We start from the raw sequence: 13,060 nt of genomic DNA, 5'->3' as shown, positions 1-13,060 counted from the left end.
CCGGCCTGCAATGCCTGCGATTTCGCATCAGCCGCGCTTTTGGACCCCCGGGTTCTCGCCTTCTCGCCGGTCCTCGCGCGGTGTCACCGCAAAATGCGCGCGATAAGATCGCGAAAGACAGGATGCGGAGGAATAGCCGCAGGCCATGGCGATCTCCATCACGCTCATGTCGGTCTGGCGCAACAGCAGGCGGGCGCGCTGCAACCGCAGGTGCAGATAATAGTTGGCCGGCGAATCCTTGAGTTCGGCCCGGAACAGGCGCTCGAGCTGGCGGGCCGAGACACCCGAGAGGGCCGCAAGCGCCTTGGCGTCGAGCGGCGCCTCCAGATTGGCCTCCATTGCCGCCACCACGCGGATCAACTTGCCATTGGCGACGCCCAGGCGCTTGGGCAGGCTCATGCGCTGGCGGTCATGGCGTGGGCGCAACCTGTCATGGATGAACTGCTCGGACACCGCCACCGCCAGCGCCTGCCCATATTGGCGGGCGATCATGTCGAGCATCAGGTCGAGGGCCGCCGTGCCGCCGGCACAGGTGAAATGCTTGGCCGACACCTCGAACAGGGCCTCGCTGATCTCGATGTCGGGAAAGGCCTCCGCAAAGCCGGGCGCAGCCTCCCAATGCATGGTGACCTTGCCGCCACTGAGCAAGCCGGCGGCGGCCAGGATCCAGGCCCCGGTATCGAGCGCGCCGATCTCGGTGCCGCGGCGGGCGAGATGGCGCAGGCGCGCCAGCATCGCCTTGCTGGCATAATGCTCCGGCTCGAAGCTGGAGCAGACGATCAGGGTGGGAATGTCACCACTGGCAGGCAGCGCCCCGCCCACCGGGATCGGCCAGCCATTGGAAGCCTTGACGGGCTCGCCGTCCATCGACCAGGCCCGCCAGTCGAAGACCTGTCGCCTGGCCATGCGGTTGGCGACGCGCAGCGGCTCGACGGCGGCGGAGAACGCCATCATCGAAAATTGCGGGACCAGCAGGAAATCGATCCGGATGGGCCCCGGCCCCGCATGCGGCTTGAACACGACTATTGCTCCGGGCGATCAAAGCATTTTCGAGAAAAGTTGATCGACTTTTCGATTAAGAAAATGCGCCAAAACAAGGAATTAGAGAAAACTGCGATCTCTTCGAATCGCAATTTTCTCTAAGACGCGATCAAATCGCCACGATAGACAATGTGGATCTTGTTGCCATCGGGATCGCGCAGATAGGCGCCATAATAGCCCTTGCCATAATGCGCCCTCTCGCCGGGCTGACCCTCGTCGACGCCGCCGGCCGTCATGCCACCCGCATAGGCGGCGTCGACAGCCTCGGGCGAGACTGCCTGGAAGGCGACCATGCTGCCATTGCCGGCCGTGGCGGGATGCCGGTTGAACGGGTTATAGGCATAAAAGCGCGGCAAAGGCCTGGTGGGGTCGATCCAGCAGCGGGCGGCTGGGCCATCGTCCGCCGTGACGGGACGCTGGCGCAGACCGAGCGGCGCCAACAGGGCATCGTAGAAGCGAGCGGCGCGCTCGAGATCGGCGACGCCGACCGTGACATGACTGAACATAGCCTTGTTCCTTGCTTGACGCCCTGCCTTCCGATCAGCCACCCGGCCTGAATGCCTTGCACACCGCCGGATCCGTCTCCAGCCGCGGCCCCTCGATCAGGTCGATGCAATAGGGAATAGCGGGGAAAACCGCCGTGAGGCATTGCTCGATCGAGGCCGGCTTGCCCGGCAGGTTGACCATCAGCGTCTGGCCGCGGATGCCTGCGGTCTGGCGCGAGAGAATGGCCGTCGGCACATATTTCAGGCTTTCCTGGCGCATCAGCTCGCCAAAGCCCGGCATCATCTTGGCGCACACGGCCTCGGTGGCCTCGGGCGTGACGTCGCGACGGGCCGGACCCGTGCCGCCGGTGGTGCAGACCAGGCAGCACCCTTCCTCGTCGGCAAGCTCGACCAGCGTCCGTTCGATCAGGTCCTGCTCGTCGGCGATGACCCGCACCACGGCTTCCCAGGGCGAGGTCAGCACGCGCTGTAGAAAGCCGGCGATGGCGGGACCGCTCTTGTCCTCGTAGATCCCGGCGCTGGCGCGATCCGAGATGGTCAGAATTCCGATCCTGGCAGTCATTTCGATCATCCTAAAGGCGCGACATCCACCGAGACGCGCAGGCTATGGCCGGCCGAGGCGACGACGACGCCATCCACCGGCGCGACGTCGGCGTAGTCACGCCCGACGGCGACGCGGACATGGTCTTCGCCTGCCGGCACCGCATTGGTCGGGTCGAGATCGACCCAGCCGAGCCCGGCGCCGCACCATACCGAAACCCAGGCATGACTGGCATCCGCACCCACCAACCTCTCCTGACCGGGCGGCGGATGGGTTCGCAGATAGCCTGAAACATAGGCCGCGGGAATACCAATCGCGCGCAAGCCCGCCAGCATCCAATGCGCGAAGTCCTGGCAGACGCCGTGGCGCGTGCGGGCAACCACGTCGAGCGGGGTGGAAATATCGGTGGCGTTGGGGTCGTAGACGAAATCGCGATGGATGCGTTTCATCATCTCGACGGCCCCGTCGAGCACCGGCCGCCCCGGCTCGAAGGAGGCAAGCGCATAATCGCGGGCCTCGGCGAGCAGCGGCACATAACGGCTGGTGAAAAGATAATGCGCCGGCGCCGAGCCGCCGAAGTCTGGCACGAGCAGTGCACTCTGGCTGACCTCACCCCAGGACGGGGTCAGCAAGGCATGGGGCATTTCGCGCGGCTGGACCTCGATACGCACACGCGATTCGAAACGGTGCCGGGTGGCTGCGCCGGCAAAGCGGACATGCGTGGTGTGATTGCCGAAGAAGTCGACGGCGTCGGTCTGCTCCAGCGGCTTGGGCGTGATGGTGAGCTGGGCCGAGAACACCCGCTGATTGCCGCCGCTCTCGGGCTGGAGATGCAGCGTGCAGCGAGCCGCCGCGACCTCGGTCCGGTAGAGATAGGTCGTGGTGTGGCGAATGAGATAGAGCACGAGCCGCCTCAGCCGACAGATTTCGCGGAGGGACGCAACGTCAGGCGTCGCGCTACATTCTTGCACGCCTGGCCCTGCTCCACCATTACCCCAGCCCCTCGGCGGTTTCGGCCATGGCTTCGTCCTGGTTGAAATAGCGGGCTGACAGGTCCGAGGACAGCGCGAGCAGCCGGTTCTCGAAGCCGAGAATCATGCGGTCGTCGACATCGGCCGCCTGCGTGGTCTCGATCTCGGCTCGCATCAGGCGGATGGTGCGGGTGAGCGCATCCACCTCGCCGTCCCGATAGGTGCGCGGCAGGGCCGCCAGATGCTCGGCGGCGTGAATGACCTGATAGGCGACCGAACGCGGATTGCCGTCATCGAGCAGGACGAGGTCGACCACCGGCAAGCGCAACGTTCCCATCAGATAGCGGGCCCGATAGGTGATGCGGCTGTCCGTCACGCGCAGCAAGGCATCGAGCATGTCGGCACTGGCGCTCTCGTCGCCCAAGCGGCGGATGAGCCGGCAGGTCTGGATGGCACGTTCGATATGGTGTCCGATGCGCAGGAAGCGCCAGCCCGAGAGCTGGTTCATGTTCTCATGCGCGAGGCCCGACAAGGCGGCCAGCGTGTGGAGATAGCGATCCGCCCGGTCGGCGGAAGGCAGGTTGCGGTCCCCCACGACCATGGCGTCGAGGTTGGCGATGGCCTGTGTGGCGTCGCGCGACAGCCTTTCGCGAATGGCCGATGCCGTGCGCGCCGCCGCGCCGATCAACGCTGGCATGCCGCCAGATTCATCGCCATCCAGCACGTCCCGCAGAATGTCTTCAGCGGTCGCAACGGGCTCGACGGCAACCTTGCCGCCCCTGCGGCCACCGGACACTTCCGGCTTCTCGCTCTTGGCCGCCGCCCCCCAGGCAATCAGCAGATCGGTGAGGCGCTGCGTGGCCGCGGCAACCTCTTCGTCCGCCTCCGCCGCGATCTCGCCGACGGCTCGTACGACACGTAGAGTCGCTTCGGCACGCTCGAGATAGCGCCCGAGCCAGAACAGATTGTCGGCCGCCCGGCTCGGCAAATGGCCGAGGCTGCGCTTGATCGCAACCTTGCCCGGCACCGGCAGCAGGCTGACATGATCGACCGGCCGTTCCGACGTCACCCAGACGTCGGCCGAGCGCCCGCCATGCTGCATCGACAGGGCACGTGGATCATTGCTGTCACCCACGCGGCAAAAGCCGCCGCGCATCACCTTCCAGCCCTCCGACGTCGCGACCGCATAGACCCGCAGGGTGAAAGGATGCGGCTCCAGGCGCTTGCCGTTCCAGACCGGCATGGTGGAGAGCCTGACCACTTCCTGCGCCACCACTTCGAGAGGATGAGCCTTCACGACCTCGCGCAGGTGTGCCTGGCCCGCCGCGTCCTGATCGGCCACGACGCTCGCGCCGCCGCGCGTCAGGCCGGCAACCTCGCGCGTGAAGGCCGGCAGTACGGCCAGTTGCTCGAAATCGCCCAGGGCCTCCTCGCGCGCGCCGGCCTCGCCGCACCACCAGGTGGCGACATTCGGCAGGATGAGGTCGCTGCCGGTGAGCCGGCGCGCCAGGGCCGGCATGAAAGCCAGCATGGCCGGAGCCTCCACCAGCCCGGCACCCAGGCTGTTGGCCAGGGCCACCGAGCCCTTCCTGACGGCCTGCACCAGACCCGGCACGCCCAGGCGCGAGCCGGCATTGAGCTCGAGCGGATCGGCGAAATCAGCATCGAGGCGGCGCACGAGCGCATCAATGCGCTTCAACCCCTCGATGGTACGGACATAGACACTGCCATCCTGCACGGTGAGATCGGCGCCCTCCACCAGGAGGAGGCCGAGATAACGGGCGAGATAGGCGTGCTCGAAATAGGTCTCGTTGGCCGGCCCCGGCGTCAGCAGGCCGATACGGGAGCCCTCCCGCCCGGCCTTGGTCGCAAGGGTCGAGCGCATGGCCTGGAAGAAACCCGCCAGCCGCTCGACCTGCATGTCGCGATAAAGGGCGGGCAGCGCGGCTGAGATGGCGAGCCGGTTTTCCAGCGCGTATCCCATGCCGGAAGGCGCCTGGGCACGGTCCTTGAGCACCCACCAGCTTCCGTCGGGGCCCCGGCCGAGATCGGCGGCATAGATGACCAGATGCTCGCCGCCGAGCGGCGTGCCGCCAGCCACGGCACGCTGGAAGTCGGGATTGCCCGCAATCACGGCCGCCGGCAGCGCACCGTCTCGCACCAGAGTGGCCGGGCCGTAGAGATCCGACAACACGGTTTCGAGCAGTTGTGCGCGCTGCGCGATGCCCGCCTCGATGCCACGCCACTCGGCATCGGGGATCACCAGCGGCACATGGGCAAGCGGCCAGGGCCGGTCGCGTCCGTCGGGCGTGTCGTAGACGCGATAATAGACGCCCGAATTCTTGATCTGGCGATCGGCAACCGCAAAGCGCTGCGAGACGACGGCCGCCCTATAGCGGGCTATCTCGTTCAGCACCGGCAACCAATGCGGACGCACTTCCCCCGCCGCCGTCATCAACTCGTCGGCGACCCCCGGCAGCGGCCGGTAGTCCGCAAGCAAGGAACGCAGGCCGGGGTTGCGAGACCTGGCGAGCATCAGGGCAGCCCAGGAGAGTGGATGCGGGTCGGCAAGGTCAGCCTGTCAGAACAAGACCCATTCTCCCACAGCGGGACATGGGAAACCGCCCCAATCTTGCCGGCGTAGATATGCATCGATGGGTCCGCCGCCCCTCTCATCGCGCTGCCCTGCGCAGGTCGAGGGTGAAGGGAAACTCCCCCTTGCTTTCCTCGGGCGGAACCGCCGGCCAGCCAGGGCTGTGCCCGATGGGCTCGAAGCGGGCGAGCCGCCGGGCCTGCGCCTCGTAGGCGTTGACCGGGAAGGTTTCGTAATTGCGCCCGCCGGGATGGGCGACGTGATAGGTGCAGCCGCCGAGCGAACGGTTCGACCAGGTATCGATGACATCGAAGGTCAGCGGCGCATGCACCGGAATGGTCGGATGCAGGCCGGAAGCGGGTTGCCAAGCCTTGAAGCGCAGGCCGGCCACGGCTTCTCCGGCTCGGCCGGTGGCGTTCATCGGCAAGCGCCGACCATTGCAGGCGATGACATGGCGGGCGGGATTGAAGCCTTCGACCTTGACCTGCAGCCGCTCGGTTGAACTATCCACGTATCGTACCGTCCCCCCGGCAAGGCCTTCCTCGCCCAGCACATGCCAGGGTTCGAGGGCCTGACGCACTTCCAGACCAACCCCTTCATAATCGACCTTGCCGTAGAACGGGAAGCGGAATTCGAGCTGCGCCTGATACCAGACCGGATCGAAGGCGTAACCGGCGCGGGCGAGATCGGCGAGCACGTCCTGGAAATCGGCCCAGACGAAATGGGGCAGCATGAAGCGATCATGCAACTGGGTGCCCCAGCGCACGAAGGAACCTTCCTGCGGCTCGCGCCAGAACCAGGCGACCAGCGCCCGCAACAGCAATTGCTGGGCCAGCGACATGCGGTAGTCCGGCGGCATCTCGAAGGAGCGAAACTCGATCAGGCCAAGCCGGCCGGTGGCGGAATCCGGCGAATAGAGCTTGTCGATGCAGATTTCAGCACGATGCGTGTTGCCGGAGACGTCGACCAGCAGGTTGCGGAAGAGACGGTCGACCAGCCAGGGTGGCGGCAGGTCGTCAGCGGAACGACCGGCGGAATTGCCGCCATGCGGTCCGCGTACCCGCTCCATGGCGATCTCGAGTTCGTAGAGGCTATCATGCCGCGCCTCGTCGATGCGCGGGGCCTGGCTGGTTGGTCCGATGAACAGGCCCGAGAACATATAGGACAGGCAGGGATGGCGCTGCCAGTAGAGCACGATGCTCTTGAGCAAATCTGGTCGCCGGAGGAAGGGGCTGTCGGCGGGCGTGACGCCGCCGAGCACGACATGGTTGCCGCCTCCGGTCCCGACATGGCGCCCGTCGATCATGAATTTGTCCGCCCCGAGCCGACTGAGCCGGGCCTCCTCATAGATGGTGGAGGTGATCGCCACCGTCTCGGCCCAGGAGGCGCCGGGCTGGATATTGACTTCGATCACGCCGGGATCGGGCGTGACCTTGATCATCTGGATGCGCGGATCATGGGGTGGCGGATAGCCTTCGATGTGGACGGTGAGGCCGTTGGCCTCGGCCGTCTCCTCCGCGACCGCCAGCAATTCCAGATAGTCCTCGATGCTCTCAACAGGCGGCATGAACACGCACAGCACGCCGTCGCGCATCTCGAAGGTCAAGGCCGTGCGCACCACGCCGGTGCCGAATTCCTGGTCCACCTGCGCCTGCTGGCGGAGGCTGCCATTCTTGCTTGCGCTGGCCCGCCGAGGCTGACGCGCCAATTCGGCCCGGTCCGGCAATTCGCCGCGCGGCACCGTCGGATCGACCGGATGCACATGCGGAAAGGCCTTGGGCGGCACGTGAGGCAGGCTCGACAAGGGGAGCCGATAGCCGGCGGGGGAATCGCCCGGCACCAGGAAGAGCTTGCCCCGGCGCATGCGCCAGAGTTCGCTGACCCAGCCATCGCGTCGTTCGGCGTTCCAGCGCTGCACAGGCAGGACATAGGCGGCCGGCTGGTCGAGGCCGCGATCGAAAACCCGGGCGATACGAGCGCGATCCTCGGGATCGGCGAGCTTGGACTCCATCGGATCGACATTGTCGGGAAGCTGGGCCTCCTGCAGAATCCAGTGGGCGGCATCCTCAAAGGCCGGCATTGCATAGGCAGGCTCGATCCCCAGGCGTTCGGCCATCCCCTCGGCGAGGATCCGCATCGGCGCGGGATCGAAGACCTTGCGGATCGGGTGCTTGCCGTTCGGACCGTTCGCGGGCTTCGGCTCGCGGGCGATGAGCTCGGCATTCTGCCAGATCGGTTTGCCGTCCTTGCGCCAATAGAGCGAAAAGGCCCAGCGCGGCAGGGACTCGCCCGGATACCATTTGCCCTGGCCGTAATGCAGGAAGCCCCCGGGCGCAAAGGCCGCGCGCAAGCGGCGGATCAGCGTATCGGCGAGACCGCGCTTGGTCGGGCCGACGGCGCCCGTATTCCATTCCTCCCCCTGATAGTCGTCTATGGAGACGAAAGTGGGCTCACCCCCCAGCGTCAGGCGCACGTCCTGCTTGACGAGGTCGGCTTCGACCTCCTGTCCGAGCGCATCGAGTTCGCGCCAGGATTCGTCGGAGAAGGGGAAGGTCACGCGCGGGGATTCGGCGATGCGCCGCACCGGCATCTCGAAGGAGAACTGGCTCTCGACCGGCCCGGTGGCGCTCAGCGCACCGCTGATCGGGGCAGCCGAGGCATAATGGGGCGTGGCGGCCAGCGGAATATGGCCTTCACCCGTCAGCAGCCCGGAGGTGGCATCCATGCCGATCCAGCCCGCGCCCGGCAGATAGACCTCGGCCCAGGCATGCAGATCAGCGAAATCGGCATCGACGCCGCTCGGGCCGTCGAGCGCCTTGAGATCGTGGGTGAGCTGGATCGAATAGCCCGAGACGAAACGGGCGGCGAGACCAAGCCGGCGCAGGACCTGCACCAGCAGCCAGGCGCTGTCTCGGCAGGAGCCCGAGCGCAAGGCCAGCGTTTCCTCCGGCGCCTGCACGCCCGGCTCCATACGGATGGTATAGGCGACCTCGCGCTGCAGGCGCTGGTTGAGCTCGACCAGGAAGTCGACGACCTGGAGCCCGTTCATCTCGATCGAGGCCATGAAGGCAGCCAGCCCCTCGCCCGCCGGCTCGATCTCCAGATAGGGCGCAAGCTCATGCGCCAGCTCGGCGGGATAGGCAAAGGGCAGATGGCTGGCGTAATCCTCCACGAAGAAATCGAAGGGATTGACCACCGAGAAATCGGCAACGAGGTCGACCTCGATCTGAAAGCGGGTCGCCGGCTCGGGAAAGACGAAGCGGGCGAGCCAGTTGCCGTGCGGATCCTGCTGCCAATTGATGAAATGATGGGCAGGCTCGACCTTCAGCGCGTAGCTGACGATGCGCGTTCGAGAATGCGGGGCAGGCCGGAGCCGGACGATCTGGGGAGACAGGATCACCGGACGGTCATAGTCGTAGGTCGTGCGGTGATAGAGGGCGGCAACGATCGACAAGGCGAGACCCCTAACCAAGAGATGGCTGCAGCGTATCGGTTTGCCCTCGAACTAGGCAAGCCTATTCAGAAGGCAGAGCACGGCCATCATTGCCCAATCCGGGCCCTTCGAGTGCGAGACTCAGCCACGATTTTTTAACGGGAGCAAGGTAAGCAGGCCAAGAGGCGCCCTTTTGGAGGCACCCTTTTGGCTACGCCCTTTCGGTCGAGGAATATCATCATGAAGCGTCCGGCGTCCGGTTTCGCCGCTCTCTTGCTCTGCCTGTCCGCCGTCTGCGCGAGCGCGCTGCCGGCACAGGCCACCACCTTGCCGGTCTACCAGTACAAGCTGTTCTGCCAGCAGCTCGGCAAGGGAAACCCCGTGATGATCCAGAACTGCGAGACGCAGGAAATCATGTCCTACAACCAATTGCGCCGGATCTGGCGCGCTCCGCCCGCCGCCGAGGTGCAGGACCGCTGCTTTTCCCGCCACCAGCCCGCGCCGCGCACGGGGCTGGGCTCCTATGTGAAATTCCTCAACTGCATCACCACCAATACGGGTCACGGCTGAGCGGGGACGAGGCGATATTTGCGGGTGCAGGGCCGTCTTGCACGTTCTTCCTTCCCGCAAGCGCTGTGTTTCCAAGAACGGGCAAGATGCCGGTGCACCCGGATTTCAGTCCGCGCGCGCCAGCAAGTCCCCATCACGACCGAAAATGGCGATGTCGAGGCTGATCTCGGCATCGCGCAGCACGGTGGCCGCCGTCCGCAGGGCGTGACGAGCCACCAGAGGCGGCAGATCGAGGCCCGCCTCCCCGGCGATCTCCAGGGCTTCGATCGCGGTATTGGCCTGCGAGACGCGGTAGGCCGTCTCGCCATCGCCGCCCAGTTCCTCCACCCGCTCCGCCAGCCAGCGCAGATCGACCGGGCCGGCGCGTGAATGGAGATCCAGCAGGCCCTGGCCCAGCTTGGTGATCTTGGCAAAGCCACCGGCCACGGTGACACGCGGCACCGGGTGTACCCTGAGATATTTCAGCATGCCGCCGACGAAATCCCCCATGTCAATGAGCGCGATCTCCGGAAGGCCGTAGAGCCTGGCTACGGCCTCCTCGGAGGCCGCCCCAGTGGCGCCGGCGACATGATCAAGCCCGGCCCCGCGCGCCACGTCGATGCCGCGGTGGATCGAATGGATCCAGGCCGAGCAGGAAAAGGGCACGACGATGCCGGTCGTGCCCAGCACGGAAAGGCCGCCGACGATGCCGAGCCGGCCGTTCAGGGTCTTGCGCGCAATCGCCTCTCCATCGGCGATGGCGACGGTCACCTCGACATCCCCGGCGGCGCCATGTGCGGCCGCGACCTCCGCAATGGCCGCGGCGATCATGCTGCGCGGCCCGGGATTGATGGCTGGCTCGCCCACCGGCAGGGGCAGCCCCGGCCGGGTGACGGTTCCCACCCCCTCCCCCGCCCGGAAGGTGACACCCGTCCCCGGCGCAGCCGGACGAACCGTCGATGTGACCAGGGCGCCGTGGGTGACGTCGGGATCATCCCCCGCATCCTTGACGATGGTGGCGCAGGCCCACCCCTCGCCGCGTTCATGCCTGGCCAAAGTAAAAGCGGGTCGCTCGCCCCGCGGCAGGGTGATCACGACCGGATCGGGAAACTCCTCGCCGAGCAGTGCCGCATAGGCGGCCTTCGCGGCCGCCGCGGCGCAGGCGCCGGTGGTCCAGCCGTAGCGCAGAGGGGATGAGGGGTCACGCAAGACAGGAACCCAGCGAGATCATCAGTTTGACCGTCGCCAAAGTCATGATCCGACGACGGGACGGCAACGTCGACATTCGCCGTTTTGCCAGTCCCAGTCCACTTTGCCAATCCAGGGCGCATTCGGCCAGTGCAATTAATTGCAATCCCGGTTATGTCAGCGCTACTGCGACCTGAAACGGGATCCCTTTGATGACTGCCACTCTCGTGCTCTGCCGCCATGGCCAAAGCGACTGGAACCTCAAGAACCTGTTCACCGGCTGGCGTGATCCCGGCCTGACGGAGAAGGGTGTGGCCGAGGCGCACGAGGCGGGGCGCCGTCTCAAGGCTCTCGGGCTCAAGGCCGACATCGCCTTCACCTCCGTGCTGTCGCGCGCCCAGCACACCACCAAGATCATCCTCGGCGAACTCGGCCAGGACGGCCTGGAGACCATCAACGACCAGGCGCTCAACGAGCGCGACTATGGCGATCTCTCCGGCCTCAACAAGGACGAGGCCCGCGTGAAGTTCGGCGAGGAGCAGGTGCATATCTGGCGCCGTTCCTACGACGTGCCGCCGCCCGGCGGCGAGAGCCTGAAGGACACGGCGGCGCGCGTGCTGCCCTATTACATCCATCGCATCCAGCCCCAGGTGATGGCCGGCAAGACCGTGCTGGTCGGCGCCCATGGCAATTCGCTGCGCGCTTTGATCATGGCACTGGAAGGTCTGACGGGCGAGGAGATCGTCAAGCGCGAACTCGATACCGGCGTGCCGATCGTCTACCGCCTGAACCCGGACACCACGATCGCCAGCAAGCAGGAACTGAAGGGATAACCGGTGTGCCCGCCTGTGCGCCCTTATCGCGGCGTCTGCTCGATTGGGAACGAAAGAAGCACCAACCCTTGTCATGCCCGGGCTTGACCCGGGCATCCAGCGCCTCTTATTGACCATCTCGGAACAAGGACTGGATTGCCGGGTCACGCCCGGCAATGACAAAGGTAGAGCCGATATAAGTATCGTTGCACGAGACTACGTGCCTGTTTGAAGACCGGCCCGTTGCAACATTGGGCAGGAAGCCTGCAAGACCATCATGATCATTGCCTCCCCCTCCGACTATCGTGCCGCCGCCAGGCGCAAGCTGCCGCGCTTCATGTTCGACTATGTCGACGGCGGCGCCTATGCCGAGCGCACGCTGCGGGCCAATGTCAGCGATCTCGAAGGGATCAGCCTCAGGCAGCGCATCCTCAAGAATGTCGAGAAGCTGAGCCTGGAGACCGAGATCTTCGGGCGCAAATTCGCCATGCCGGTGATCCTCGCCCCGGTCGGCATCACCGGCATGCTGGCGCGCCGCGGCGAGGTGCAGGTGGCCAAGGCCGCCGCCGCCAAGGGCATCGCCATGACGCTCTCCACCGTTTCGATCTGCCCGATCGAGGAGGTGGTACCGGCAAGCCCTGCCCCAATCTGGTTCCAGCTCTATGTGCTGCGCGACCGTGGCTTCATGAAGAACGCCCTGGAGCGCGCCCAGGCCTCCGGCATCACCACGCTGGTCTTCACCGTCGACATGCCCACCCCGGGCGCCCGCTATCGCGACCCGCATTCGGGCATGTCGGGGCCTTTCGGCCCGCAGCGGCGCATCCTGCAGTCGATGTTCAAGCCGCAATGGGCCCTCGATGTCGGGATGATGGGCAAGCCGCACGATCTCGGCAACGTCTCGCGCTATCTCGGCAAGCCCACGGGCCTAGCCGACTATATCGGTTGGCTCGCCAAGAATTTCGATCCCTCGATCAGTTGGTCGGACCTCGAATGGATCCGCGAATTCTGGAAGGGACCGATGATCATCAAGGGGATTCTCGACCCCGAGGATGCCCGTGATGCCGTCACCTTCGGGGCCGATGGCATCGTGGTCTCCAACCATGGCGGGCGCCAGCTTGACGGCGTGCTCTCAAGCGCCCGCGCCCTGCCGGCGATTGCCGACGCCGTCGGCGGCGACCTCACCGTGCTGGCCGACTCAGGCATCCGATCCGGCCTCGACGTGGTGCGCATGCTCGCCCTGGGCGCCAAGGGCGTCATGCTCGGCCGCGCCTTCGCCTATGCGCTGGCGAGCGCCGGCCAGGCCGGCGTCGAGAATTTGCTCGATATCATCGCCAAGGAAATGCGGGTGGCAATGACCCTGACCGGGGTAGAGCGCATCGACCAGATCGGCCGCAGTAGCCTGGCATAAGCCTTGGAGCGCGGACAT

10 protein-coding genes are annotated in these 13,060 nt (G+C 65.9%); 3 read left to right on the top strand and 7 right to left on the bottom strand.

What is annotated here, in order from left to right; genetic code table 11:
* Positions 1-27: 27 nt before the first annotated feature.
* The 6 genes from ACZYTC_RS22400 to ACZYTC_RS22375 form a co-directional block, all read right to left on the bottom strand.
* Positions 28-1,020 (bottom strand): GlxA family transcriptional regulator, encoded by a 993-nt coding sequence (locus tag ACZYTC_RS22400; protein WP_434958317.1) that lies wholly within the window; start codon positions 1,018-1,020, stop codon positions 28-30.
* A gap of 119 nt (positions 1,021-1,139) precedes the next feature.
* On the bottom strand, positions 1,140-1,547 hold the full coding sequence (locus tag ACZYTC_RS22395) for a VOC family protein (RefSeq protein ID WP_454816237.1): 408 nt from the start codon (positions 1,545-1,547) through the stop codon (positions 1,140-1,142).
* Between the two features lie 34 nt (positions 1,548-1,581).
* The gene (gene mog, locus ACZYTC_RS22390; RefSeq protein ID WP_434958319.1) at positions 1,582-2,109 is read right to left on the bottom strand and encodes a molybdopterin adenylyltransferase; all 528 of its coding nucleotides are present in this window, start codon (positions 2,107-2,109) and stop codon (positions 1,582-1,584) included.
* A gap of 5 nt (positions 2,110-2,114) precedes the next feature.
* Positions 2,115-2,993, bottom strand: coding sequence for a transglutaminase family protein (locus ACZYTC_RS22385; RefSeq protein ID WP_434958320.1), 879 nt, complete (start codon positions 2,991-2,993; stop codon positions 2,115-2,117).
* An 85-nt stretch (positions 2,994-3,078) separates the two neighbouring features.
* Positions 3,079-5,595 (bottom strand): circularly permuted type 2 ATP-grasp protein, encoded by a 2,517-nt coding sequence (locus ACZYTC_RS22380; RefSeq protein WP_441771163.1) that lies wholly within the window; start codon positions 5,593-5,595, stop codon positions 3,079-3,081.
* Between the two features lie 136 nt (positions 5,596-5,731).
* The gene (locus ACZYTC_RS22375) at positions 5,732-9,106 is read right to left on the bottom strand and encodes a transglutaminase family protein (protein ID WP_488990558.1); all 3,375 of its coding nucleotides are present in this window, start codon (positions 9,104-9,106) and stop codon (positions 5,732-5,734) included.
* Positions 9,107-9,325: 219 nt separating this feature from the next.
* On the opposite strand from ACZYTC_RS22375, the gene ACZYTC_RS22370 reads away from it, so the two are divergent.
* Positions 9,326-9,655, top strand: a complete 330-nt coding sequence (locus ACZYTC_RS22370; RefSeq protein ID WP_434958323.1) for a hypothetical protein — start codon at positions 9,326-9,328, stop codon at positions 9,653-9,655.
* 105 nt (positions 9,656-9,760) lie between these two features.
* Here the strand turns inward: ACZYTC_RS22370 and ACZYTC_RS22365 are convergent, their stop codons facing one another.
* The gene (locus tag ACZYTC_RS22365; RefSeq protein ID WP_481273065.1) at positions 9,761-10,843 is read right to left on the bottom strand and encodes a cobalt-precorrin-5B (C(1))-methyltransferase; all 1,083 of its coding nucleotides are present in this window, start codon (positions 10,841-10,843) and stop codon (positions 9,761-9,763) included.
* A 191-nt stretch (positions 10,844-11,034) separates the two neighbouring features.
* Here ACZYTC_RS22365 and ACZYTC_RS22360 point away from each other — a divergent pair, with 191 nt between their 5' ends.
* Entirely contained in the window at positions 11,035-11,655 is a 621-nt protein-coding gene (locus tag ACZYTC_RS22360; protein WP_149253465.1) for a 2,3-bisphosphoglycerate-dependent phosphoglycerate mutase, read from the top strand.
* A gap of 256 nt (positions 11,656-11,911) precedes the next feature.
* Positions 11,912-13,042, top strand: coding sequence for an FMN-dependent L-lactate dehydrogenase LldD (gene lldD / locus ACZYTC_RS22355; RefSeq protein WP_434958326.1), 1,131 nt, complete (start codon positions 11,912-11,914; stop codon positions 13,040-13,042).
* Positions 13,043-13,060: the final 18 nt, after the last annotated feature.

The organism is Labrys sp. F242 (genome assembly GCF_057813875.1).
Note: the sequence above shows the minus strand (reverse complement) of the source record. Positions and strands in the feature narration are given on the sequence as shown.